The sequence below is a fragment of the Flavobacterium sp. KBS0721 genome, assembly GCF_002007065.3.
In the GTDB taxonomy this organism is placed as follows: Bacteria; Bacteroidota; Bacteroidia; order Flavobacteriales; family Flavobacteriaceae; genus Flavobacterium; species Flavobacterium piscis.
In genome coordinates this window covers 34,071-59,527 of the sequence record NZ_CP042170.1, presented here as the reverse complement: position 1 = coordinate 59,527, position 25,457 = coordinate 34,071, and the positions used below count along the sequence as shown (strand labels likewise).

Genomic DNA, 25,457 nt, shown 5'->3' with positions numbered 1-25,457 from the left:
GTATTATCCCCCTTACCCTTCTGCTTTATTTCTTTAGTAATTTTTTATTCAAAAAAAAACTAAAAAAGTATTTAGCATCGGGCAAGTACGGTTTTTTCTTATTGAATTCAGAAATCAAATCACCTTATACTTAAAATAAAACAATTATGAAAAATAGTAAATTCGCATTTTTATTTTTGGTTGTTACTGGTTGTTACACAGCACAAGCACAAATTAATTTTCCGTCTCAACAAAAAACAGATGATGGAAAATCGCTTTATGAAATGGAGTTTTCTCCTCGTTTAAAATTAAATGGATACTTAAATTTGGGAGGTAATGACATGAATTCTCAGTCAATCAACCTAAATTCAGCTGATCCTTACAATAAAATCGATCAGAAAAATGCAGGTTTTAATATGTATCAAACACAGTTGGCATGGAAGACTATCTATAATGGATTCTCAAAAGGTCCTTTAGTTACTTATGTGGAAGCGCAATGGTGGGGCGCTCCCGGCGCAGGCGGTAACTTACAATTAAGGGTAGCCTACGTCGATTACAATCATTGGCATATTGGTCAGGACTGGACTTTCTTTGGTAATGGTGTTCCAAGTTGGTACAATACGCTGGATTGGGAAGGACCTAATAGTGGAACATGGGCGCGTCATCTACAGGTCAAATATTACAATGATTTTGGTGCCGACAAATCATGGAAGTTTGAAGGTGGTGTCGAAAGTTCTTCTGAATATCTTAAGATCGCCGGTGGAGTTACTCCAGGTCAGTTTTCTGTAGATCCAATTGTAGCATTTACCAAAAAACTGGATGACCAGACAGGTTACTTGCGTTTAGCCTTTATGGGACGTACGCTTCGTTATGAAAAAGATACAAATGAAAATGCTATGACAATGGGATGGGGTGTGAATGCCAATTACAAAACCATGCTTAATGAAAAGAGTTATTTTATGGCTCAGGCTGTTGCTGGTTACGGTATAGGAGGCTCTTATACTTTATCCGGTGCCTTGTTTGGTAATGGAGGTGCAGGAAATATGTATGACGCCATTTATGACCAAAATGGCAATTTTAAAACAGTGCCTATTTATGGAGGTTCTGCAGGCATAGAATATTACTTTGGAGAAAAGAAAAGGCTGCATTCTAATTTAGTTCTGGGTTATACCACCATGACGTATAATGCAACTCCTGTTTCGCTTGTAAACAGCAAAGTTATAAATGATAATTCATCTGCAGATTTTGTTACCAATAATACCAATTCGAATACACGAATTGCTTTACCTTCTGCTTCTATCAATGCTATGTATGATATAACAAAGAACTTCTTAATAGGTTTAGAATATGATGCCGGCGCCAAACAAATCATTAATACCAATACACAAACTTCTACAGTTAATCGTATTGCTGTAGGTATGATGGTTGGATTCTAGCTTTTACTGATAATAGACTTTTGAGTCACATTAAACATAAAAATCTAAAAAATCTGCTTGAAGCTTTTGCAAGCAGATTTTGTGGATTATATTAAAAAAACAAAATGACAAGAATTCAAAATACCATAGTTTTCCTTCTCTTAATGATAAGTGTAGCAGCTGTAGCACAGAAGAAAGAAAGTGAAATGAAAGCTTTCCTTAAAGATACAGACAGTAAATTTCCAATAGGTAATGTCTTGATAGAATACAATCACGGAAACACACATACCCATTCAGAACCAGATGGTTCATTCAAGTTGCACTTTCAATCCTTTCCGGATACACTTGTAATTAGTCATCAGGGATATGATCAGCAGAAATTGGCTGTTAATAGTAATATTGAGTATGAAAACAAAGTCATTTTTCTTCAGCGCAAGCCTATTGAAATTTCCGAAATAATTATTAACCACAATTCATTTCTTTCAGATATCACAAAAGTTGATCTTAATAAATTTCCGGTAAACTCAGCTCAGGATTTATTGCGCAAAGTTCCTGGTTTGTTTATTGCCCAACATGCCGGTGGTGGAAAGGCAGAACAAATTTTTTAAGAGGTTTTGATGCAGATCACGGAACGGACGTTAGTGTAAATGTAGACGGAATGCCTGTAAATATTGTATCACATGCTCACGGTCAGGGATACTCAGATCTGCATTTTGTGATTCCCGAAACCATCAACAATATCGATTTTGGAAAAGGAGCCTACTTCGCTGACAGAGGAGATTTTAATACTGCGGGTTATGTAGATTTTAAAACTTATGGGGCTTTGAAGAACAGTATGATTAAACTCGAAGCAGGTTCTTTTAATACGAAAAGAATTCTGGGAATGTTCAATATCATAAACGATCCCGACAACAAGAAAAATTTCTATTTAGCAACAGAATACAATTACACCGATGGGCCTTTTGATGTAAAACAAAATTTTAACAGAGTTAATATCTTTGGAAAATATAACCAGTGGATAACAGATAATGATTATTTCAACATTCAATTTTCTACGTTCAATTCTTCCTGGAATGCTTCAGGACAAAATCCGGAACGCGCCATTAATCAAGGAATTATTGATCGTTGGGAAAGTATTGATCCTACCGAAGGCGGAAGCACTTCTCGCAGCAATGTTCAGATGAATTTTAAACATATCATTTCTCCATCAGAGCATATTGAAGCGATGGCTTGGTATTCTAAGTATAATTTTAATCTTTATTCTGATTTTACATTTTTCTTAAATGATCCTATTCACGGAGATGAAATTCAACAAAAAGACGGCAGAAATATTTATGGCGGTGAATTTAAACATGTCAAAAATTTCATCCTTTCTAATAGTTCTTTAGAATTGATATCCGGAATTGGATTCCGAAATGACGATATTCAAACTTTGCAGCTGAATCATGTTTATCACAGAGATTTATTGTTGGATAAAAAAATGGATGTTACCGGCGTAGAAACCAATTTGCACGCTTATTCAGAATTGATATGGAAAACGGGAAAATGGACTATTGCTCCAGCGCTAAGACTGGATCATTTTATTTTTAATATGCATAGTTTACTGGATCAGGAGCAATTGCCATCTGGACAATCATCAGAAGCAACCAGACTGAGTCCTAAGCTTAATTTTTCTTATGCTTCCAGTGACAAAGTTGTGTGGTTATTAAAAACAGGCATGGGATTTCACTCTAATGATATGAGGGTTGTAATTCCACAAAACGGGCTTAATACATTACCATATTCTATAGGAGCTGATTTGGGAACGAGACTTCATCCTTTGAAATCATTGATTATTACACCAACGATATGGTATTTATTTCTACAACAGGAATTTGTTTACGTAGGTGATGATGCTGTAGTAGAACCGTCTGGTAAATCAAAACGTTATGGATTTGATTTAGGTATTCGCTACCAGCCATTACCAAATCTATATTTAAATGCTGACATTAATTATTCTCATGCCCGATTAATGGAGGAGCCAAAAGGAGAAGATTATATTCCGTTAGCACCCGTAATTACGAGTACCGGATCTTTAAATTGGGATTTCCTGAAAAGCTTTTCTGTAGGATTACAGTATCGCTATCTGAGTGAAAGACCTGCAGTTGAGGATAATAGTCTCAAAACAAAACCTTACCTTGTAAATGATTTAATACTTTCCTACAACCGTGCAAAATGGGGGGCTAATTTGCAAATCAATAACTTGTTTAATGTAAAATGGAATGAAGCTCAATTCGCTACAGAAACGCAACTGAAAAATGAAGCTGCACCAATTACTGATATTACTTATACTCCGGGAAACCCTTTTGGAATAAAAATGGGACTATTTTATAAATTTTAAATGAAACTAAGTATTAAATTTACACGATTTTCAATAGTATATTAATATGGAAACACTTTCTAATTTTCAATATAAGAAACTTTTTCTTCCTAATATTACAGAAAAAATACTTTCTAATAATGCCGATATACAACTTTACAGGCTCGAAGATTATCTAAAAGGTATTCTTATGCCCGTAGTTCCATACCGTACTACTTTTAATTTTGTTCTGTTTATCACCAACGGACATATTAAACAATATCTGGAGAATAAAGAATATAATGTAGAAAAAGGAAATGTTATTTTTATCAAACAAGGAACAATTACGGCGACCATAGAATTATCAGATGATGCCGAAGGTTTTTTCTTAGCCTATGAAAATAATATTGTATCCGAACAGGAATTACCCAAACATAAAACCAGCATTTTTTTTATGCCTCCTTTCCTAAATTTGGATAGTCTTACTTACGAAACGATTAAACAATTGCTTACCATTATGGAGCAGGAATTATGGCTTAATGAATTGAATTTAAACGAGATAATTATTACTATGCTTCATCTTATTTTGGTGAAAATATTAAGTACAGATACTAATAGCCATCATAAATCAGCTACTCGTCCTATGGAGTTGTCTCTTCAGTTCCGGGATATTCTGTTCAAATATCACAGAGATGAAAAAAGAGTAACATTTTATGCCGATAAACTATCTGTTACAGAAAATTACCTTAATAAATGTGTGAAAAATATAACTCAGAAATCACCCAAACAATGGATCAACGAAATGGATATCAATTACAGCAAAGCGCTTCTTCAGTCCAGTAGAGATATTGCTGAAATTGCTTACCAGCTTAATTTTCACACAGCTTCACATTTTACGCAACTTTTTAAGAAAATTACAGGAATCACCCCTAAAGAATATAGAATACAATTTTTTAAATAAAATGATATTCTCGTGGTAAAAACCTATCCTGCTAATCCTATATTCAAAAAATAATTTAATACAAAACAAAAAAAACACTCGTTTCGAGTGTTTTTTTTGTGACCACGGTGGGATTTGAACCCACACGCCCTTACGAGCACCACCCCCTCAAGATGGCAAGTCTACCGTTTCTCCACGTGGCCTAAAATAAAAAAAGGTCAAGTAAATAAATACTCGACCTTTTGTGACCCGACTGGGGCTCGAACCCAGGACCCCATCATTAAAAGTGATGTGCTCTACCAACTGAGCTATCGAGTCATGCTATCAAGAAAAGTATTTTGTAAATCACAAATTTTGTGACCCGACTGGGGCTCGAACCCAGGACCCCATCATTAAAAGTGATGTGCTCTACCAACTGAGCTATCGAGTCATATTCTTTCCTTGAATGCGGGTGCAAATATAAGGAGTTATTTTTGATATTTGCAAGCTTATTTATTATAAATTTGTCTTTTTTTAATCAAAATTTACAACACCTTAATTTTTAGGTTCTTATTAAAATGAAAAAGATTATATTATTAGGATATATGGGCTGCGGAAAGTCAACAATTGCCCAAAACTTGTCAAAAATTACAAATATTCCGTTTCTGGATTTAGATAAATGTATCGAAAATAAAGCAAATTTATCGATAAACGAGATTTTCGAGCAATTTGGAGAGATCCATTTTAGGAGATTAGAACACGAAATGTTGCTGGAATTACTTCAGTCTTCAGAAAACAGCATCATAGGCCTAGGCGGAGGAACGCCTTGTTATGCCAATAATCATGAATTATTAAAAAGAGATGATGTTACTTCGATTTATTTAAAAGCTTCAATAGACACTTTATATAATAGATTAATTCATAACAAAAGCAAACGTCCGCTAATTGCTAATATGAATGAAGAGGAAATGAGAGAGTTTATCGCAAAGCATTTGTTCGACAGAAGCTATTATTATAATCACGCACAACATAAAGTTTCGGTTGATAATAAAGCTGTCGATGAAACAGTTCAGGATATTCTGGAAATCTTAGCTTAAAAAAGCATAATTATCACCGTTGTCATCAAAAACAACCTGAACATGCTCTAATAAAGAGGTAGATAACGAGATTCCTTTAAAATCGGCCTTTACGGGATATTTTTTATGATTTCGATCTACAAGCACTGCTGTTTTGAATTTCTTTAACGGAACGTCTAAGAAATGACGAACAGCATAAATTAAAGTAGTCCCTGAATTTAAGACGTCGTCTACAAGTACCAATCCTTTGTTTTCGTATTCTTCTTTTGTTAAAGAAGTCTGTATAGGCAACTGCGGATTTTGTTTGTCGACTTTCACTTCGCAAAGAGAAACCTTAAGTGTCGAAATTGTACTTAGTGCCAAAGCAATTTTTTGCGCAAAAATAGATCCGTTAGATGCGATTCCGGCAATAACAACTTCTTCTTCGTCAACAAATGTTTCGTATATCTGATAGGCGATACGTTTTATTTTATGTTCGATTTCCTGATTTGTTAAGATGATGTTTTTGCTCATGATTTATTTTTTTGCTAAAATACAACTAGAATTTTAGATATTAGAATTTAGATTTCAGATTTTTTGATTGGAATTTGGGATTTGTAAAATTTGGAATTTACTCAGTTTCTTCATCATCAATAATATCATTTCCGTATTCGTCGATATCTCTTCTGTCTTTTTTAGTTGGTCTTCCGGTTCCGGTTTTGCGATAATGCTCTTTAGATAGTTTTAATAATTCTAAATGTGCATAAGCTTCAGCTGGTGTTTCATTTTTTCTATATATATCTACCAGTTTTGCACCAACACGGCTTTCAGGAATATCGAGAACCGTTATAATTTGTGTGATCTGATCTTTTCTAAAAGTGATTTTATCGGTTGGAAAAACTTCTTTCGAGGGTTTGGCAACCTGCCCATTTACTGTAACATGGTTCTTTTTGCACGCTTCAGTAACCATATTTCTGGTTTTGTAATAACGTACACACCATAAGTATTTATCTATTCGCATAATTTTTCTAAATTCAAAGTTAAATTCTTTACAAAAATAAATCAATATTGTATCTTGCGCACCTAAAAAATTAACAATAATGAATAAATTTAAATATTATTTTATTTTATTACTTGCGGGAATAGCGATTGTGTCTTGTAATAAAAGTGATGATGACGATGTTGTGACTGTGCCTCTAAGGGACTATAAAGAACAATACAAAGCAGATAATGATTCTATTGTTAATTATTTAAAGACTAATTATATGACCGTTATACATGCTCCTGGAACTCCGCAGGATCTGGATGTCGTGATAAAAAAAATAGTTCCTGGTGATGGAAATGTTTCAATTTGGGATCAAAAGGAATATCCTTTACAAACAAGAAAGGTTTACAGCAATGATGTTAATTACGAAGTTTATTTTTTAAGTTTAAGAGAAGGAACAGGAAGCAAGCCAATGAATACAGATAAAATTGTTGCTTCTTATTCAGGTAATTTATTAAACGGAACTGTGTTTGATAGCTCTTACGGAAACGCAGAGACTTTTAACTTGTTTGCATATTCACCTGAAGGTAGTGTAATTGAAGGTTGGTCTGAGATTTTTCCTCAATTTAGAACAGGCACTTCTACAATAAATGCAGGAACTGGTGTAATTACTTATGAGAATTATGGTGCGGGAGTTATGTTCTTACCATCGGGATTGGCTTATTACGCGTCAGGAAAAGGAACTATTCCGGCTTATACATCTATAGTATTTAGTTTTAAGTTGTTTGATCTTCAAAGAATGGATAATGAATATAGTATTTCTTCGTCGACCGGAGGAATTGTTATTCTTGGAGATGGTGTTCCTGATTATTTGGAAGATGTAAATGGTGACGGTTATGTTTATGATTTTAGAAATACAACTAAATATCCGAAACCGCCAACTGATTTAATTGATGATACAGATGGAGATGGAATAGCTGATTTTGTAGATTTTGATGATGATGGTGACGGTTTTACTACAAGATTCGAAATTACAAAACCAACAAATGAAATAGGTATGGTTAAAGTTGGTGATGTTTATATAAATTACGGAACCGGATTTTATTATCCTTGGGATGCTAGAGAAGATAATCCTGCTACGCCAAATACAAATGAATTTGAGCCTAGAGGAATTCCTAGAAAACCAACAGGGGCGAATGGAACTTTTGTTCCTGAAGACTATACAGCTTCAGGACGATTAAGAATTCATCTTGATAAAACATATCCAATTAAAAAGAATTAGCTTTTTAATTTTAATAATACCTAAAACCTCGAAAGTGATTTCGGGGTTTTTTTGTGTTCAAAAAATTCTCTTGTACTGAAAAGTGCAGTTTTTTGGAATTAATTTATTGACTTGTAGTGGTTTATTTAGAAAATAATTTACCGTTTTACGTTTTCCCGTAATGAATATCTGAATCATAATGGTAGATTTGTAAGAGTAATGATCAAATCGTTAAAATGAAATAAACAAAAGTTCTTAAGGACTTCTTGAAATTAAAGATTAGTGAGGAGTATTTGGCCAGTTGTTAGATGCTGATTGCGATACAGATCATGTTTGATAAATAAGAGGCTGCAAAATAGAAACAAACGATGAGTCTAATAAGATTAGTAGTGATTTCTGTCAACTTATACTTGTGATGCTTTGGGGAGCATCATCAAATATTCAGTTCAGTCTCTTGATACAGGAACTCAAATTTGTCTGATATTGAATTTTGTTAATTCAGGTTCGAATCCGATAGCTTTGTTTCGATTGATCTGTTTTTTTTATGCTAATATTTGGTATTGGTATAAAAGTAAAAACCCCGAAATCACTTTCGGGGTTTTTGATATAAAGTAAGAAAATCTAAAAATTATTTTCTTTTGATTACTCTTTCTACAGCTTCAACAATCGCTTGGTTGTTCAATTTGTATTTTTCCATTAATTGCTCCGGAGTTCCAGATTCACCAAAACTATCGTTTACAGCAACAAACTCTTGTGGAGCAGGATTGTTTAAAGCTAATACTCTTGAAACGCTTTCTCCAAGACCTCCAAGAATATTGTGCTCTTCTGCAGTTACAACACATTTAGTTTTTGCCAATGATTTTAGAATCGCTTCTTCGTCAAGTGGTTTAATAGTGTGAATGTTGATTACTTCAGCAGAAATTCCTTTTGCTTCTAATGCTTCTGCAGCGATAAGAGCTTCCCAAACTAAGTGTCCTGTTGCAACAATAGTTACATCAGTTCCTTCGTTTAATAAAATTGCTTTTCCAATTACGAAAGGTTCGTCAGCTGGCATAAAGTTAGGCACAACCGGACGTCCGAAACGTAAATAAGCAGGACCATGATGATCTGCTAATGCTAATGTAGCCGCTTTAGTCTGATTGTAATCGCAAGTATTGATTACAGTCATTCCTGGCAACATTTTCATTAAGCCAATATCTTCAAGGATTTGGTGTGTTGCTCCGTCTTCTCCTAATGTTAAACCTGCGTGAGATGCACAAATTTTCACGTTTTTATCAGAGTAAGCAACAGATTGACGAATTTGATCGTAAACTCTTCCTGTAGAGAAGTTGGCAAAAGTTCCTGTAAAAGGAATTTTTCCTCCAATGGTTAAACCTGCAGCGATACCAATCATATTAGCTTCTGCAATACCAATTTGGAAAAAACGCTCCGGGTGATTTTTTTTGAAATCATCAAATTTTAATGATCCAATTAAATCAGCACAAAGTGCTACTACTTTTTCGTTTTTTTGACCTAGTTCAGTCATTCCCGCTCCAAAACCTGAACGAGTATCTTTACTTCCTGTATTTGTATATTTTTTCATTTTTGTCTTTTTGAGATGCTAAGTTTCTAAGTGATTAAGATTTTGAGTTTAAACTGAAATCTGTGCACTGAGACTGAACACTTTTTTAATAGTCGATTTGATCTGCAGAATAGTTTTGAGCCAAAGCACTTTCTAATTGGTCATTGTTAGGTGCTTTACCATGCCATGCGTGAGTGTGCATCATAAAATCAACTCCGTTACCCATTTCAGTATATAGTAAAATACAAACTGGTTTTCCTTTTCCTGTTCTTGATTTTGCATCTGTTAAACCTGCAATGATAGCATCGATATTGTTTCCTTCTTTAATTTCAAGAACGTCCCAGTCAAAAGCTTCAAATTTTGCACGGATACTTCCCATTGCTAAAACTTCGTCAGTTGTACCATCAATTTGTTTTCCGTTAACGTCAACAGTTGCAATAAGGTTGTCTACTTTTTTAGCAGAAGCATACATGATCGCTTCCCAGTTTTGACCTTCTTGTAATTCACCATCTCCATGTAAAGTATAGATTAAGTGATTATCACCGTTTAATTTTTTTGCTTGTGCAGCACCAAGAGCTACAGATAAACCTTGTCCTAATGAACCAGAAGCCATACGAATTCCAGGCAATCCTTCGTGAGTTGTTGGGTGCCCTTGTAAACGAGAGTTTAATAATCTAAAAGTTGCAAGTTCTGAAACAGGGAAATAACCGCTACGTGCTAGTACGCTATAAAATACAGGAGAAATGTGTCCGTTTGAAAGGAAGAAAATGTCTTCTCCAATTCCGTCCATATCAAAACCTTCTTTACGCTCCATAATGTTTTGGTATAGTGTTACCAAAAATTCAGTACAACCTAGTGAACCACCTGGGTGACCTGAGTTGACAGCATGTACCATTCGAAGAATATCTCTTCTTACTTGGATAGTTAAATCGCTTAATTGTTGTGTGTTAGGCTTCATTTTATGTGTAAAAGTTAAACTGGTGCAAAAGTAATTTTTATTTTGCGGGCTGACAAATGATTTTTGGGTTTAGTTTGCTGAAATTGTTAAATTTTGAACCTTTTTTTGTTGATTTAGAAAAAAAAGAAAACTTCTTGAAAGAAAAAAGTTTGTTAGAAGTTGAAACGATTAAAATCATTTGAAAAAAAATCCAAATATCAATCCACTTATTTGTTGAAAAAAATAACATTTTGCATAAAAAATGCCACAGATTACAAGATTAAATTGATTTAGAAAAATCTATTAACTTGAAATCTGTGGCAAAAATCTATTGTAATTCTTGTAATTTGGGACAAAAAAGGGCTTATTCCGTATCGCCTTCGCTATAAAAATTATTTTCTTCATCTTCAGAACCAATTTCTTCCTGCTCATCATCAAGTTCTGAGCCTGGAATATCTAAATCGTTTCCGAGTTTGTCACTATTTTGTTTCCATTCATTGTCGTTGTTATCGTTTTGAATGACTGTTCTTTCACCTGAAATCCCTTCCGGATCGATGTCTTCCAGTTTTTCTTCCTGATTGTAAATATCTTCGTTTGCAGGATAATCTAAATTTTCAAGATTTTTTTCAATCTGATCATCTTTAATTTGATCTAGATCTACGGGAGTTTTTTCTTCTGAATTTATCATGATGACTATATTTTAATTGTTATAAATTTCATTTTAATGTAGGATTAAAGTTAAGAAACTAATGTGCGTGGTATGTTACATTTTGATAATGCGATTGTTGTAACTTTTACATTTGTGTTATTTATCGAAAAGCTGCTGCATATTTGCGTTAGGGATAGAAGTGAAAAGCCCGGAGCCTGACGAAGGAAGTGCGAGGACTTGTAGCGAATAGCCCGACCGAAGGGAACGCCCAAAAAGAATAAATTCCAATTTTTGTAAATTCCAAATTTCAAACTTTTAGGCAAGTAAAAATCATTATCTAATTATATAATCGACAAATTATCTAATTAATTAAATTTTCCTCAAATTAACCTATCTTTGCCGACTGAAAAAAGAAACAGATGAAGTTTGATTTATTGAAAAAAGATCCGCAATCTAAAGCGAGAGCGGGAAGTATTACTACAGATCACGGCGTAATCGAAACGCCTATTTTTATGCCTGTCGGGACGGTTGCATCTGTAAAAGGAGTACACCAGCGCGAGCTAAAAGAAGATATTAATCCGGATATTATCCTTGGGAATACCTATCATTTATATTTACGTCCGCAGACTGAAATTCTTGAAAAAGCGGGTGGATTGCATAAATTTATGAATTGGGATCGTAATATTTTGACTGATTCTGGTGGATATCAGGTGTATTCTCTTTCGAATAACAGAAAAATTAAAGAAGAAGGAGTAAAGTTTAAATCGCATATTGATGGTTCCTACCACTTTTTTTCACCGGAAAGCGTAATGGAAATTCAACGTACAATTGGGGCTGATATCATTATGGCTTTTGATGAATGTACGCCTTATCCTTGCGATTACAGGTACGCACAACGTTCGATGCACATGACGCATCGTTGGTTAGATCGTTGTATCAACCATTTGGATAAAGTGCCTTATAAATATGGTTATGAGCAAACTTTTTTCCCAATTGTTCAGGGAAGTACTTACAAAGATTTACGTCAGCAATCTGCAGAATATATTGCCAATTCAGGTCAACAAGGAAATGCAATTGGTGGATTGTCAGTAGGGGAACCTGCCGAGGAAATGTATGCGATGACTGAAGTGGTTTGCGAAATTTTACCCGAAGACAAACCTCGTTATTTAATGGGAGTGGGAACTCCAATTAATATTTTAGAAAATATTGCGTTAGGTATTGATATGTTCGATTGTGTGATGCCAACTCGTAATGCCAGAAACGGTATGTTGTTTACGGCAAACGGAACAATCAACATTAAAAATAAAAAATGGGAAGCTGATTTTTCGCCAATCGACGAAATGGGACATACTTTTGTAGATACTGAATATACGAAAGCCTATTTACGCCATTTATTTGCTGCCAACGAATATTTAGGAAAACAAATTGCTACGATTCATAACCTTGGCTTTTATATGTGGTTGGTTCGTGAAGCCAGAAAACATATCTTAGCAGGAGATTTTAGACCATGGAAAGAAATGATGGTTAAAAACATGAGCCAAAGACTATAAAAAAGTTTCAAGTTTTTTTAGTTTCAGGTTTCAGGTTCCGTATAGAACTTGAAACCTGAAACCTGAAACCTGAGCGTTAAAATTGAAACTAAAAATCTATGTTAACGATAATAGATAAGTATATTTTAAAAAGATATTTAGCCACTTTCTCAGTGATGATCTTATTATTTATTCCGATTGGAATTGTAATTGACGTCTCTGAAAAGGTGAATAAAATGTTGGAGAACAAGATTCCTTTTACTGCAATTGCGGTCTATTATTACAATTTTACGATTTATTTTGCGAACTCTCTATTTCCGATATTCTTGTTTTTATCGGTAATTTGGTTTACCTCAAAATTGGCTAATAATACTGAGATTATTGCGATTTTAAGTTCGGGAATTTCATTTACGCGTTTTCTTCGTCCTTATATTATTGGTGCTTCTATCGTATCGGTTTTTGTGCTTTTAATGGGTTTTTTCATTGTTCCGGCTGCCAGTGAAGGTTTTAATAATTTTAGGTATACCTATCTAAAAGGAAACGGAAAACAGCTGATGCGTGGAGAGAATACCAATGTGTACAGGCAAATTAATGACAACGATTTTATTTTTGTAAATAGTTTTAATGAAGAGTCTAAAACGGCTTTTAATTTTACATTGGAACATTTTGAAAAAGAGCAGTTAACATATAAAATTACTGCAAGTCGTATTAAATGGGATCCTAAAAAGAAAATCTATATTCTGTACGATTATATCAAAAGAACTCTTGGCGAACTGAATGATAAAATAGAAAAAGTACCTGAGAAAAATGTGGCTTTCAAATTTGAACTGGCCGATTTAACTCCAGTGGTTTATATTGCCGAGACGCTTCCGTTAGGCAAGCTGATTGATTTTATCGAGAAAGAACGTAAAAGAGGTTCAGGAAATATTAATACTTATTTAGTCGTACTATATAAAAAATACAGCGTACCGGTTTCTGCTTTTATTCTAACGATTATTGCCGTAGCGGTTTCGTCTATGAAACGACGCGGTGGTATGGGAACCAATCTTGCAATTGGTATTGCAATTGCATTTTCATTTGTGTTTTTTGATAAAATATTCGGTACCCTTGCCGAAAAATCTACTTTCTCACCTTTATTTGCTGTCTGGTTCCCGAATATTGTTTTCGGAATTCTGGCAGTTTACCTATTACGTAATGCGAAACGATAATTTAAAAAGTTATTTAAATCTTCATTTAATTGTTTTTATTTGGGGCTTTACGGCTGTTCTTGGCGCTTTGATCACTATTGATGCCGAAAATTTAGTATGGTTTAGAATGCTTCTTGCAGGTGTTTTTCTCGCTGCTTTTATAGTTTACAAGAAGCAATCTTTTGTGATTTCGGCCACGTCCTTTGCTAAATTAATTTTTGTTGGATTGCTAATTGCAATGCATTGGATTTTCTTTTTCAAGGCCATTCATGTTTCGAATGTTTCAATAACACTTTCGATATTTTCGTTGGGTGCTTTTTTTGCGTCTTTACTGGAACCACTTTTTTACGGAAGAAAAATTTTATTTTATGAAGTTTTCTTCGGGTTAATTATTATAGCAGGTTTAGCATTAATAATGCGCGTAGAAGTAAAATACCTGGAAGGAATGTATTATGCCCTGGCTTCTATTATTCTGGGAGTTTTGTTTACCTTAATGAATGGTAAGTTAATTTCTGATCATGAACCGTCGGTAATTACGTTTTATGAGTTTGGAGCAGGAGTTTTCTTTATTTCAGTTTATTTTTTAATACAAGGAAAATTCAATGCTGATTTCTTTACGATGTCATTAAACAACTGGATTTTGCTATTGGTTTTGGCATCAGTTTGTACTGCTTATGCATTTACGGCATCTGTAAAAGTAATGCAGAAACTAACGCCTTATACCGTAATGTTAACGACTAATTTAGAGCCTGTTTACGGAATTATTCTGGCCTATTTTATCTTGGGCGGAAAGGAAAAAATGAGTACGGAATTTTATATTGGCGCTCTGATAATTGTAATTACAGTTATCTTAAACGGCGTTTTTAAACATTATAAAAATAAGAAAGAAGTGTAATAATTTCCTTATTTTTAAATTACATTTTTACATTTTAAATACGATTTAATCACACCAATGATATAATATTTTTATATTTGCGGTTCGATTTACAAACAAAATTCAAAAATCCATGGAATATTTAGATTTTGAGCTTCCAATAAAAGAACTTGAAGAACAGTTAGAAAAGTGTGTTATAATTGGAAAAGAATCTGATGTTGATGTAACACCGACCTGCAAGGAAATCAACAAAAAATTAGAAGAAACTAAGAAAGAAATATACAAAAACCTTACGGCTTGGCAACGAGTTCAGCTATCAAGGCATCCAAACAGACCTTATACTTTAGATTATATCAGAGCAATTTGCGGAGATACATTTTTAGAACTTCATGGAGACAGAAATTTTAAAGATGATAAAGCGATGGTGGGCGGTCTGGGAAAAGTAAACGGACAATCGTTTATGATCGTGGGTCAGCAAAAAGGTTTTAATACAAAAACACGTCAGTACCGTAATTTTGGTATGGCAAATCCGGAGGGATACCGTAAAGCTTTGCGTTTGATGAAAATGGCAGAGAAATTCGGAATTCCGGTTTTAACTTTAGTTGATACTCCGGGTGCATACCCAGGACTTGAAGCCGAAGAAAGAGGACAAGGAGAAGCTATTGCCAGAAACATTTTCGAAATGGTTCGTTTACAAGTGCCAATTATCACCATTATCGTTGGTGAAGGTGCTTCTGGAGGAGCTTTAGGAATTGGTGTTGGTGATAAAGTTTACATGTTAGAAAATACATGGTACTCGGTAATTTCGCCAGAATCGTGTTCGTCTATTTTATGGAAAAGCTGGGAGTACAAAGAACGTGCTGCAGATGCTTTAAAATTGACTTCATCTGATATGAAAAAACAAAAATTAGTGGATGATGTAATACCAGAACCGCTGGGTGGAGCGCATTACGATCGCGAAACTACTTTTAAAACAGTAGCAGAATACATCACCAAAGGATATAATGAATTGAAAGACTTATCAACAGCCGACTTAATTGCCCAAAGAATGGACAAATACAGTAATATGGGCGAGTATAAAGAGTAAATTCATGTAAAACGATTTAAAATCCGAAGCCTTACAGTTTCGGATTTTTTTTTGGTTATCAACAAAATGATCTTATTTATAAACAATTAATAGTTATAACTCAATAGCGATCTTTTTTTAAATTTCGCTACTTTCGCCATATGGAAAATTTCAAAAGTGTAAACCCCGCAAAGGTAAATAAACCCTCAATTATTAATTTAGAAAAAGGAAAACTTCCTCCGCAAGTTCTTGATTTAGAAGAAGCTGTGCTTGGGGCGATGATGATTGATAAAAAAGGAGTTGATGATGTAATTGATATTTTGCAAGGGGATGCTTTTTATAAAGAAGCACATAAATATATTTTTGAGGCAATCGTTCAGCTTTTTACAGAAACGCAGCCAATTGACTTGTTGACGGTTTCGACTCAGTTGAAAAAAAATGGAAAATTAGAATTAGCCGGAGGAGATTTTTATTTAATTCAGCTTACACAAAAAATAGCATCTTCGGCGCATATCGAATTTCACTCGCGTATCATTCTTCAAAAGTTTATTCAAAGAAGTTTGATTCGTATTTCGACTGAAATTATCGAAGCATCTTATGATGAAACTGCGGATGTATTTGATTTGCTTGATCAGGCCGAATCTAAATTATATGAAGTAACGCAAGGAAATATCAAACGTAGTTCTGAAACTGCTCAGAGTTTAGTACTTCAGGCTAAAAAGAAGATTGAAGAAATTGCAAAACAAGAAGGTTTAAGTGGTGTTGAAACAGGTTTTCATAATCTGGATAAACTAACTTCGGGATGGCAGCCTTCGGATTTAATTATTATCGCAGCGAGACCTGCGATGGGAAAAACGGCCTTTGTACTTTCGATGGCGAGAAATATCGCTATTCAGTACGGGCATGGAGTGGCTTTGTTCTCTCTTGAGATGGCGTCAGTTCAGTTGATTACCAGGTTAATTTCATCAGAAACAGGACTTTCATCAGAGAAATTGCGTACTGGTAAATTAGAACCTCACGAATGGGAAATGCTGAGTACCAAAGTAAAAAACTTAGAAAAAGCGCCTTTGTTTATTGATGATACACCCTCTCTTTCTATTTTCGATTTAAGAGCAAAATGTCGTCGTTTAGTTTCGCAGCACGGTATCAAGATTATCATTATCGATTATTTGCAATTGATGACTGCCGGTGGAAATAATAAAGGAGGAGGAAACCGTGAGCAGGAAATCTCGACAATTTCCCGAAACTTAAAAGCCCTGGCAAAAGAGTTAAATGTACCGGTAATTGCCCTGTCACAGTTATCACGTGCGGTCGAAACGCGTGGTTCCAGTAAACGTCCGTTACTATCGGATCTTCGTGAATCTGGAGCGATTGAGCAGGATGCCGATATTGTTTCGTTCTTATACCGACCTGAATATTACAAAATTGAAGAATGGGATGATGATGAGGCGTCGCCAACTGCTGGTCAGGCAGAAATCATGATCGCTAAACACCGTAATGGTGGTATCGAAAACATTCGATTGAAATTTATAGGACACTTGGGTAAGTTTGATAACCTTGATGATTTCTCTGGTAGTTATGACGATTTACCATCAAAAATGAATCATGAAGATAATCCATTCATAACCAAAAATTTACCTTCGCCTAATGAAGCATTTGGCAGTAACTTAAATGACGATGATGATGACAGTGATGTTCCGTTTTAATAAAATATTTAAGCCTCTTTTATGAGGCTTTTTTTACACCTAAATGTTAACTTTTTTGATAAAATTGAGTAGTTTAGCCAAACAATTGATTCCAACAATTGCATATTAATTAACAACCAAAAACAAATTTAGATTATGTCACAAGAAAAATTTCCAGGTAAAATTGAAATCAGTTTAGCTGTTGGTCAGGAATGGTCAAAAAAGTACAAAGATTCTCCAGAGGGTAGAGAAAAAGATTCAGTAGACGCTTACTTAGTACCTTTAGAAAGCTTAGAAGCAATTTTGAAACTTAAAGAATCTTTAAAAATTGATGCGACCAGAGCTTATAAAGGAATTAATGAACTTGGAGAACAAACTTTAATGTTTGTAGGAGCTAAATTAAATGAAAAAACAGGTATCTATGAAGACGTCTTTTTAGATGGTGATTTAGTTACAGCAGTTTTGTATGATGGAGCTAGGCCATGCCCTCCTTTTGGAGATCCAACAGGTCCTCTATAATGGTTGATCTTGTAATATATTCGGCCTATTTTGTTTTATTAATAAACTTAGTGCTGTATACATATAGCTTTTTCCGTTTGGAAAAAGCTAATGTTTTTTTTGTTTTTTATCTTGCATTTGTTTTTATAATGCAATTTAGTTTAGAGTTGATGTATCGTTTTGCAATGAATAATTTATTTGCCATTAATATCTTTTTTATTGGCCAAATAATTTTGCTTGGTTTGTTTTATAGATCCATCTTAAAATACAGACAGCAAAAAACTTTTGTAACATGGAGTCTTGTGGTAACTCTTTTGATTTTAGGAATTCAGTTTTGCATTGATTTTACTCAGTTTTTAAAATTCAATTTGTTCGCGATTAGCATTACTTCACTATTAATTGTTGTGTATGCCTTATTGCACTTTTATAATATGCTTACCAGTAATAAAGAGTATTACTATTTTACAATTGGTGTAGTTTTTTATTTATTGACTAGCACAATATTATTTTTGGTAGGTAATTTAACTATTGGTTTGAGTAATGAATTCAAGTTGATGAGTTGGACTTTAAATGCTTTTTTGCTTTTGGCGTATTATCTTTTTATTTTATTTCAATGGAAAGTTAGCTTTAGTTCTAAAAATAAAATTAATATTTGAATATGAATGGAAGTCCGGTTTATGAAAAAGAAATTGTCGCCATAATTCTGTATACGTCGTGTTTTTTTATGGTGGTTGCGGTCTTTTTAGTTGCATTTTTTTATCTCTCGAGGAAAAAAATTATCCAAAAAGAATTAGAGAAAAGAGATTTAATATTACAATATCAAAAAGAACAATTGCACGCTGTGATTTTTACTCAGGAAGAAGAACGAAAAAGAATTGCTCAGGATTTACACGATGATATCAGTTCTAAACTTAATATTGTTTCATTAAATACACATTTACTTTCTGCTCCTAATTTAACAGAAGCTGAGACAAAAGAAATTACAGATAATATTATCAATCTAACGGCAAAAGCTTTGGAGAATTCCAGAAAAATTGCCCACAATTTACTGCCTCCGGTTTTTGAGAAATTTGGACTTAATGCGGGTATTGAAGAGTTGTGTGAAGAATTTGAAAGCAGTAAATCGGTAAAAGTAAAATACGAGAATGAAGTTGATTTTGATGAGAAAGAGATAGATCGTCATTTGCATGTGTTTAGAATTTTGCAGGAATTGATGAATAATTCTTTACGTCACGGAAAAGCGACCGAAATATACATTGCGTTTAAAAATATAAACGGGATTATTACTTGCAATTATCAGGATAACGGGGTAGGACTTGATAGTGAAAATGTTGAAAATCAGAAAGGATTAGGAATGAAAAATATCGACAGCCGAATTTCTTTTTTGAATGGAACGATAAAAATGAACTCTGAAAAGGGTAATGGAGTTGCCGTAATTTTCACTTTTTAAGTTAAAATTGATAAACAAACACGCTTTTTGCTTAATATGTTAAGATTCTGAGGCTGTTTTCGTTTGAGATTTTGTAATTTCGACGAACCAAACGACCAAAATCAAATAAAAAATGAGTGCCGCTATTAAAATTGCTTTAGTAGATGACGAAGTTTTATTCCGTAAAGGAATATCTTTTTTATTGCAAAGAGAAGATAATATCGATATTATTTTTGAAGCATCAAACGGAGAAGAACTTCTGTCTAATTTAAATGACAGTATTATCAAACCCGATATTATTATTATGGATTTGAAAATGCCTATTCTTAATGGTGTTGAAGCCACAAAAATAATCCGAAAATTATTTCCCGAAATTAAAATAATTGCTTTAACAAGTTATGATACAAAATCGTTTATTGCAAATATGATTCAGGTTGGTGCTGTTGCTTACTTAATCAAGAATACAACACCAAAGGATTTAATTCACACCATTAACCAAGTTTCAAAAAAAGGTTTTTATTATTGTGATAATGTTCTGAAAACAATTCAGGAAACAATTATTTCTACTAAAAATTCAAAAGGAAATTTAGAAACAAGTTTTCTATCGCCTCGCGAAATAGAAATTCTTCAGCTTATTTGCCTGCAAAAAACGACTACAGAAATTGCCGAGCATCTTTATTTGAGCCCGCGAACCGTAGAGGGACATCGTAACAATTTATTGCTAAAAACAGAGTCCAGAAATATTGCAGGATTAGTAGTATATGCTATTCAAAACGAAATAGCAGTTTTGACAATTTAAAAATTCAACTTGTTAAAAACTGAATTGAAAGTACATAGTACAATACTATCGTTACTACAAGTAAGCACAAGGCTATTTTTTGCATTACATTCATTCCCTTTGGTTGGTTCTTATGATCATTAAACTTCATGGTTTTTGGTTTTTTCATTGATTAGTTTGATGATTCGGGAAAGCAAATGTAATGATAATAATTTTTCATGAAATAGGTGTTTCTACCTGATTTTGAGAAAACTGCAATTGAAATTAGCTTGCCATAAATTCATAATTAATATTTAAAAAAATATAAAACAAGCGTATCTGTTGTGTTTTTAAATGCTTACTTTATATCTTTACTAAAATAATTTTATAATGAATAAGAGTTTAGTTTATATTTTCATATTCCTACTTTCATTAACAGCAAAAGCTTCGTTTATCTTAATTCCGATGGACGAAACCACACAGCAAAATCATCTAAAAGCATACGGAATAACCTATTGGTGTTTAAGTAAAGATTATAAGGCAAGTTGGTTGCTTAATTATCGTGGAGGCTCTTTTTTGTTGCCTGATGCTGACGAAATTCGTAAAGAATGCAAGATTCGGGGAGTAAGCTTTGAAGTGCTTTCGGATACTGAAGAAGCTTCGATTTTAAACGAAATCTCAAGTCCGTCACAAAATATGGAATCGGTTATTCTTGAAAAAGCACCTAAAATTGCCGTTTATACACCAAAAGGAAAACAGCCTTGGGATGATGCCGTGACATTGGTTTTAACCTACGCCGAAATTCCTTTTACACCAATTTATGATGAAGAAGTTTTAAGTGATCAATTGCTGCTATACGATTGGCTGCATTTGCATCACGAAGATTTTACGGGACAATATGGTAAATTTTATGCTGCATATAAAAATACACCCTGGTACATAGATCAAAAAAGGGATGCCGAAGCTCTTGCTGCAAAATTAGGTTATAGCAAAGTATCACAAGAAAAAGGAGCAGTTGCGAAAAAGATCCGGGATTTTGTTATTGGCGGTGGATTTATGTTTGCTATGTGCTCTGCAACTGATAGCTTTGATATTGCACTTTCGGCAGATGGTGTTGATATTTGCGAAGCTATGTTTGATGGAGATGCGAGTGAGTCTAATTATCAGTCTAAATTAGATTACGGCAACTCATTTGCTTTTAAAAATTTTACATTAGAAAGAAAACCTGAGGTATACGAGTTTTCAGATATTGATATGACCAATAAACGCAGAATTCCGATGGAAAAAGATTATTTTTCTTTAATGGAATTTTCTGCAAAATGGGATCCAATTCCAAGTATGTTATGCCAAAATCATACACAATTAGTAAAAGGTTTTATGGGACAAACAACATCATTTGATACAGCATTAATAAAATCAAATGTTTTAGTAATGGGAACCTGTGAACTTAACGGTGAATCAAGATACATTCATGGCGAAAAAGGAAAAGGGATGTTTACTTTTTTTGGCGGCCATGATCCAGAAGATTTTCAGCATCAGGTTGGAGATCCTCCTACAGTTTTAGACCTGCACCCCAACTCCCCGGGATATCGCCTGATCCTGAATAATGTTTTATTTCCTGCAGCAAAAAAGAAAAAATTAAAAACATAATTACTTCAAATAAAATTCGAACCAAATAGGGATATGATCCGATATTCTTCTGGCTTCTTTTAGCGAATTAAAATTTTTGTGAAACGGAAGTATACCTGAATTAATAAATTCTAAAGCACTTGCTTTGTAAAACATATTATCAAATTCAGATGCGAGACAGATATTGCTTTTGCATTGCTGTTTTAATGTAGTTTTTTGATTTTGTAAAATAGGAGAGTAGCCCATTTTCTTTAAAGGATTAAATACCGTGTGGGATTGAGGGCAATTAAAATCGCCTAGAAATACTAAATTTAGAGCAGGATATTCGAGTGGCAGAAACTTAAAGTACTTAATTTCGGTTTCTGGTTGCTTACTTTTGGTAATAGCATGGAAATTAACCAGTGTAACCGTTTTTTTATTTATTTCAAAAGTAGCAAAATAGGGTTCCCTGTCAATTTCAAGATGATATTGTTTTTCTAACCAAGGATTTCCTTTTAGTTGGATTCTACTGGTTTTCCAAAGAAAAGCATAACGTTCTGTTTTGTAACTGGTACCACTTGTTGGATTACTAATACAATAATCCCATTTAGTTCCTTTTTCGTTTAGTAACATGGCAAGTTTAGCGACAGCTTGTGCGCCACCGTAACCTGCAACAACTTCCTGAATTGCTACAATATCATACTCTAAAAGAGTGTTGGCAATAAAATTTAATTCAGATTCAGATTTAGATTTTCCAAAGTTTTCTAAATTCCAGGATAGAATTTTGGTTTGTGAAAAGGTGAGAACAGTAAAAAATAAAAGAAAAAAACTTAAAATATATTTCATGCTAAAGATAAAAATTCAAATATAAGCATTTAAAATTTTTAGACGAGATGTTTATTTAGATGAAAAAACTTATTTTGTATGGCTAAATAAAATACAAATTATTCTTTTTTATACCTGTTCTTTAGAGCAGTTCCTATGATGATTATTTGCAAAACAAGAAGAGCTGGTATGAAAATAATTTTCCAGTCTATCTCGAGCCAGCCTGTTTTTTCAGAAATGAATGCAAAACTTAATGATAGAAAAAGACAAAGTAGCATAGTTTTCATAACGATTTTATTTTGAGTGGTATTAATTTTTGAGATAAACATTTGCTGCAAACGTTTCCCTGAATTAATTTTATATTTAGCTTTCATTAGGTGGTTAATAAATTCTACACAAACTTAAATCTATAAAAAGTCATTTCCTTACGGGATTCCGTAAAAAAGTTATAAAATTTACACCAAACCAAAATCTTTTGCAATTGCAATTAGGTGTACGTTATTATTAGCTTTAAAATATATTTTTAATTTATTGATGCGTTTCTCAATACTGCTGGTACCGTTTGGGGTTATTGAAGAAGCTTTAAACTCGCTCGAGATATTTTCCAAGATATAACCTTTAGCCAAAAGTTTTAAAATCGAAATATCATAAGATTCAATTTCAATCAAAGCTTTATCATTAAAACTAAAAGATAAATCTGAAGAGAGTATTTTTTCTTCATTTCTAAAAGTACCTTCAATTGCTTTTCTTAATTCAGTAATACTGTTTCTTCCTTTTGAAACATAGGCATTAATACTTAAATCGTAAAAAAGAGATTTTATACGATAGGATTTATCTTCAATAGAAAAAACTATTTTTTTTAATTTAGGCTGAACTTCATTTGCTGCTTCAATAAGTTCTTCACCGCTGGAAAGAGTTACATTACGGTGATCAGACTTAAAAGATAGATCGCTTATGAGTAAGTCATAAGGTTCGTTTTCGAGCAATGCTTTTTTTATTTTTAATAAACCATCATCACAATATTTCACATGATCAATTGTTTGAACTTGTAAATCTTCAAGCACTTGAATAACGGCTATGCTTATACTGTCTAAATCTTCGGCAACTAAAACTTTTTTGTACATATAATGGTGTTTACAAAGGAAAGGTAAAACTTAATCTAAATCCTTTTTCTGAATTGTTGTCAAAAATAATATTTCCATTTATAGTTTTAATACGGTTTTCCACATTTTGCAATCCATTTTTTAAATTTGGTGTACTATTTTTCGTTCCAATCCCGTTATCATTATAAATGATTATAAGATTTTTTTCGGTTATTTTAAAAGTAATACTTACCAAGGTTGATTCTCTATGCTTTTTCATATTGACAAATAGCTCCTGTAAAATCCTGTAAAGCACTATTTTTTTATTTTTTTCAATATCATCCCATAAAATCAAATCAAAACCATTTAATAAAATGTTCAGTTCAGGAGTTTTAAAGCCGGAAATCATTTCTTTTAAATCGCTTGCATACTGTTTTCCAGTAGTAATAGTGCAATTTTCTTTAGAAATATTTCTTGTTCTTGCATAAATTGCATCAAGGTTATTCAGTAATTTTTCTTTATTATCTTCTTTTGTCAGATCAATATTTTCTGCAAAGGTTAATGTTTTGTAAACATCATGAGCCAACTCGGCACTTAATTTTTTCGAAATTCGTATCTCACTTTTAAGTATCGCATCATTTTTTTCTTTTCGTCCCTTAATACTTAAATAACAAAAAAGAAATAAACTGAATATAGCTGTAAAAAAAAGAATGATGTAAGAAATTATATTACGATTTTTTTGTCTTTCTAACTGCAGCTCATTTTTTACTTTTTCGGCTTTGTATTGAAGGTTTTCATCTTTATCTTTTTTAGAATAGTATTTAATTCTGGCAAATTGATTTTTAGCCGTCGTTCTGATCTTCTCAATACTATCAGAAAGTTGGATAAATTGAGTAGTGTATACTTTTAAGTTTTGGCCATCGCTAGTCTTTGTTAGTAATTTTAAGCTCTGAAGTTTGTTCGATGCATCATTTAATTCATTAGATAAAAAGTAAGCTTTCTTTGCATAAGGCTGTGCTTTTTGTGGATTGCTTAATTGAAAATATTCGGCAATGTGCAAATAAGTATATAAAAGAGCATAGTTATTTTTTAATCTTAGTTGTATTGCCAAAGCTTTTTTATAGTAATTAATCGCTTCAGGTTTTTCCTGTTGATGATAACACAATCCTAAATCATCTAATATTCGCGCATATTCATAATCATTTACGTTTTTATTTTCTTTGCAGATCGTTTTAATTTTTGATAAGGGAATTAATATGCTTTCTGCCAGTTTTACTTTGTTCTGCTTCAGGTATATTTGAGAAATACTATTAAGAACGACTATTTTTCTAAACGTACTGGTTTTAAGATGTAATGCTTTTTGATAGTATAAAAGTGAGTTTTTGTAATCGTAAGTATAATAATAATTGGCACCAAATTGTTCGTAGACATTTGCTGCGAACCTTGGTTTTTTTATTTTTTTTAAATGTGGAAGTGTCTTTGTTAATAATATTTCACTGGCAACAAAATCACCCTGCATTTGTTCAATTGCAGCCATGCAGGTAATTGCATAAACATACTCGATGTAATATATATCAGTATCGCAAAGCAATTGTGCTTTATTAAAGTAATCATATGAATTATTGAGTTCGTAGGAATCAAAAAGGATATCTGCTTTATTGAGAACTTTTCTTATCTCAGATTTGTTATGTTTTTTTTTAATAGTAGGCTCGTATTTTGGAGATTTGAATAAATAAATCACGCATCCTATTATTAAAAAAATGAGAATGGACATAAGATATTTTAAAACCGTTTTATTCTGAAATAATCTGAAAATCT

25 protein-coding genes and 3 tRNA genes are annotated in these 25,457 nt (G+C 33.1%); 16 read left to right on the top strand and 12 right to left on the bottom strand.

Annotated features, from left to right (window positions below; translation table 11 throughout):
• Positions 1 to 146 precede the first annotated feature (146 nt).
• The 4 genes from B0M43_RS00290 (at position 147) to B0M43_RS00280 (ending at position 4,693) form a co-directional block, all read left to right on the top strand.
• Positions 147 to 1,415: a hypothetical protein gene (locus B0M43_RS00290; RefSeq protein ID WP_078005781.1), complete on the top strand. Its 1,269-nt coding sequence runs from the start codon at positions 147 to 149 to the stop codon at positions 1,413 to 1,415.
• A 104-nt stretch (positions 1,416 to 1,519) separates the two neighbouring features.
• Positions 1,520 to 2,002, top strand: coding sequence for a TonB-dependent receptor (locus B0M43_RS24690; protein WP_246860179.1), 483 nt, complete (start codon positions 1,520 to 1,522; stop codon positions 2,000 to 2,002).
• Positions 2,003 to 2,052: 50 nt separating this feature from the next.
• Positions 2,053 to 3,774, top strand: a complete 1,722-nt coding sequence (locus B0M43_RS00285; RefSeq protein WP_246860178.1) for a TonB-dependent receptor — start codon at positions 2,053 to 2,055, stop codon at positions 3,772 to 3,774.
• A gap of 46 nt (positions 3,775 to 3,820) precedes the next feature.
• Positions 3,821 to 4,693 carry an AraC family transcriptional regulator gene (locus B0M43_RS00280; RefSeq protein ID WP_078005780.1) on the top strand — a complete coding sequence of 291 codons (873 nt, stop codon included), beginning with the start codon at positions 3,821 to 3,823 and terminating at the stop codon, positions 4,691 to 4,693.
• Positions 4,694 to 4,792: 99 nt separating this feature from the next.
• On the opposite strand, the gene B0M43_RS00275 is transcribed toward B0M43_RS00280, so the two are convergent.
• The 3 genes from B0M43_RS00275 to B0M43_RS00265 all read right to left on the bottom strand — a co-directional run bounded on the left by B0M43_RS00275 (position 4,793) and on the right by B0M43_RS00265 (position 5,102).
• Positions 4,793 to 4,875 (bottom strand) — tRNA-Leu (locus tag B0M43_RS00275).
• 42 nt (positions 4,876 to 4,917) lie between these two features.
• Positions 4,918 to 4,990 (bottom strand) — tRNA-Lys (locus B0M43_RS00270).
• A gap of 39 nt (positions 4,991 to 5,029) precedes the next feature.
• A tRNA-Lys gene (locus tag B0M43_RS00265) sits at positions 5,030 to 5,102 on the bottom strand.
• A gap of 127 nt (positions 5,103 to 5,229) precedes the next feature.
• Here B0M43_RS00265 and B0M43_RS00260 point away from each other — a divergent pair.
• Positions 5,230 to 5,748: a shikimate kinase gene (locus B0M43_RS00260; RefSeq protein ID WP_078005779.1), complete on the top strand. Its 519-nt coding sequence runs from the start codon at positions 5,230 to 5,232 to the stop codon at positions 5,746 to 5,748.
• Here B0M43_RS00260 and B0M43_RS00255 read toward each other — a convergent pair.
• Together B0M43_RS00255 and B0M43_RS00250 are read right to left on the bottom strand one after the other, a co-directional pair.
• A complete protein-coding gene (locus tag B0M43_RS00255; RefSeq protein WP_065451151.1) occupies positions 5,740 to 6,240 on the bottom strand; it encodes a phosphoribosyltransferase domain-containing protein in 501 nt (166 codons plus the stop codon). The genes B0M43_RS00260 and B0M43_RS00255 overlap by 9 nt on opposite strands.
• Positions 6,241 to 6,337: 97 nt before the next feature.
• Positions 6,338 to 6,727: an RNA-binding S4 domain-containing protein gene (locus B0M43_RS00250; RefSeq protein WP_065451152.1), complete on the bottom strand. Its 390-nt coding sequence runs from the start codon at positions 6,725 to 6,727 to the stop codon at positions 6,338 to 6,340.
• Between the two features lie 79 nt (positions 6,728 to 6,806).
• Here B0M43_RS00250 and B0M43_RS00245 point away from each other — a divergent pair, with 79 nt between their 5' ends.
• Complete coding sequence (locus B0M43_RS00245; RefSeq protein ID WP_078005778.1) at positions 6,807 to 7,973, top strand: FKBP-type peptidyl-prolyl cis-trans isomerase; 1,167 nt, start codon at positions 6,807 to 6,809, stop codon at positions 7,971 to 7,973.
• Between the two features lie 607 nt (positions 7,974 to 8,580).
• On the opposite strand, the gene B0M43_RS00240 is transcribed toward B0M43_RS00245, so the two are convergent.
• The 3 genes from B0M43_RS00240 to B0M43_RS00230 form a co-directional block, all read right to left on the bottom strand.
• Positions 8,581 to 9,534 (bottom strand): transketolase family protein, encoded by a 954-nt coding sequence (locus B0M43_RS00240; RefSeq protein WP_065451154.1) that lies wholly within the window; start codon positions 9,532 to 9,534, stop codon positions 8,581 to 8,583.
• Between the two features lie 85 nt (positions 9,535 to 9,619).
• Positions 9,620 to 10,471: a transketolase gene (locus B0M43_RS00235; RefSeq protein ID WP_065451155.1), complete on the bottom strand. Its 852-nt coding sequence runs from the start codon at positions 10,469 to 10,471 to the stop codon at positions 9,620 to 9,622.
• 343 nt (positions 10,472 to 10,814) lie between these two features.
• Positions 10,815 to 11,138, bottom strand: a complete 324-nt coding sequence (locus B0M43_RS00230) for a hypothetical protein (protein ID WP_065451156.1) — start codon at positions 11,136 to 11,138, stop codon at positions 10,815 to 10,817.
• 380 nt (positions 11,139 to 11,518) lie between these two features.
• Here B0M43_RS00230 and tgt point away from each other — a divergent pair, with 380 nt between their 5' ends.
• The 10 genes from tgt to B0M43_RS00180 all read left to right on the top strand — a co-directional run bounded on the left by tgt (position 11,519) and on the right by B0M43_RS00180 (position 21,774).
• Complete coding sequence (gene tgt / locus B0M43_RS00225) at positions 11,519 to 12,649, top strand: tRNA guanosine(34) transglycosylase Tgt (protein WP_055091740.1); 1,131 nt, start codon at positions 11,519 to 11,521, stop codon at positions 12,647 to 12,649.
• Positions 12,650 to 12,747: 98 nt separating this feature from the next.
• Positions 12,748 to 13,836: an LptF/LptG family permease gene (locus B0M43_RS00220; RefSeq protein WP_078005777.1), complete on the top strand. Its 1,089-nt coding sequence runs from the start codon at positions 12,748 to 12,750 to the stop codon at positions 13,834 to 13,836.
• Positions 13,823 to 14,710, top strand: a complete 888-nt coding sequence (locus tag B0M43_RS00215) for a DMT family transporter (RefSeq protein WP_078005776.1) — start codon at positions 13,823 to 13,825, stop codon at positions 14,708 to 14,710. Before B0M43_RS00220 ends, B0M43_RS00215 begins: the two co-directional genes overlap by 14 nt.
• A 112-nt stretch (positions 14,711 to 14,822) precedes the next feature.
• Positions 14,823 to 15,776 carry an acetyl-CoA carboxylase carboxyltransferase subunit alpha gene (locus B0M43_RS00210; RefSeq protein WP_065451158.1) on the top strand — a complete coding sequence of 318 codons (954 nt, stop codon included), beginning with the start codon at positions 14,823 to 14,825 and terminating at the stop codon, positions 15,774 to 15,776.
• Between the two features lie 140 nt (positions 15,777 to 15,916).
• A complete protein-coding gene (dnaB, locus tag B0M43_RS00205) occupies positions 15,917 to 17,461 on the top strand; it encodes a replicative DNA helicase (protein WP_065451159.1) in 1,545 nt (514 codons plus the stop codon).
• A 135-nt stretch (positions 17,462 to 17,596) separates the two neighbouring features.
• Complete coding sequence (locus tag B0M43_RS00200; protein WP_078005775.1) at positions 17,597 to 17,959, top strand: hypothetical protein; 363 nt, start codon at positions 17,597 to 17,599, stop codon at positions 17,957 to 17,959.
• Positions 17,960 to 18,087: 128 nt separating this feature from the next.
• Positions 18,088 to 18,594, top strand: coding sequence for a hypothetical protein (locus tag B0M43_RS00195; RefSeq protein WP_246860177.1), 507 nt, complete (start codon positions 18,088 to 18,090; stop codon positions 18,592 to 18,594).
• A 2-nt stretch (positions 18,595 to 18,596) separates the two neighbouring features.
• On the top strand, positions 18,597 to 19,388 hold the full coding sequence (locus B0M43_RS00190; RefSeq protein WP_078005773.1) for a sensor histidine kinase: 792 nt from the start codon (positions 18,597 to 18,599) through the stop codon (positions 19,386 to 19,388).
• 112 nt (positions 19,389 to 19,500) lie between these two features.
• Entirely contained in the window at positions 19,501 to 20,166 is a 666-nt protein-coding gene (locus tag B0M43_RS00185; RefSeq protein WP_065451163.1) for a response regulator transcription factor, read from the top strand.
• A 348-nt stretch (positions 20,167 to 20,514) separates the two neighbouring features.
• Positions 20,515 to 21,774 carry an asparagine synthetase B gene (locus tag B0M43_RS00180; protein WP_065451164.1) on the top strand — a complete coding sequence of 420 codons (1,260 nt, stop codon included), beginning with the start codon at positions 20,515 to 20,517 and terminating at the stop codon, positions 21,772 to 21,774.
• On the opposite strand, the gene B0M43_RS00175 is transcribed toward B0M43_RS00180, so the two are convergent.
• The 4 genes from B0M43_RS00175 to B0M43_RS00160 all read right to left on the bottom strand — a co-directional run bounded on the left by B0M43_RS00175 (position 21,775) and on the right by B0M43_RS00160 (position 25,413).
• The gene (locus B0M43_RS00175; protein ID WP_065451165.1) at positions 21,775 to 22,578 is read right to left on the bottom strand and encodes an endonuclease/exonuclease/phosphatase family protein; all 804 of its coding nucleotides are present in this window, start codon (positions 22,576 to 22,578) and stop codon (positions 21,775 to 21,777) included. It abuts the gene before it with no gap.
• A 98-nt stretch (positions 22,579 to 22,676) separates the two neighbouring features.
• The gene (locus B0M43_RS00170) at positions 22,677 to 22,886 is read right to left on the bottom strand and encodes a hypothetical protein (protein WP_262496248.1); all 210 of its coding nucleotides are present in this window, start codon (positions 22,884 to 22,886) and stop codon (positions 22,677 to 22,679) included.
• A 126-nt stretch (positions 22,887 to 23,012) separates the two neighbouring features.
• Positions 23,013 to 23,681, bottom strand: a complete 669-nt coding sequence (locus tag B0M43_RS00165; protein ID WP_078005772.1) for a response regulator transcription factor — start codon at positions 23,679 to 23,681, stop codon at positions 23,013 to 23,015.
• Positions 23,682 to 23,691: 10 nt separating this feature from the next.
• Positions 23,692 to 25,413 carry a tetratricopeptide repeat-containing sensor histidine kinase gene (locus tag B0M43_RS00160; protein ID WP_210418039.1) on the bottom strand — a complete coding sequence of 574 codons (1,722 nt, stop codon included), beginning with the start codon at positions 25,411 to 25,413 and terminating at the stop codon, positions 23,692 to 23,694.
• Positions 25,414 to 25,457 lie beyond the last annotated feature (44 nt).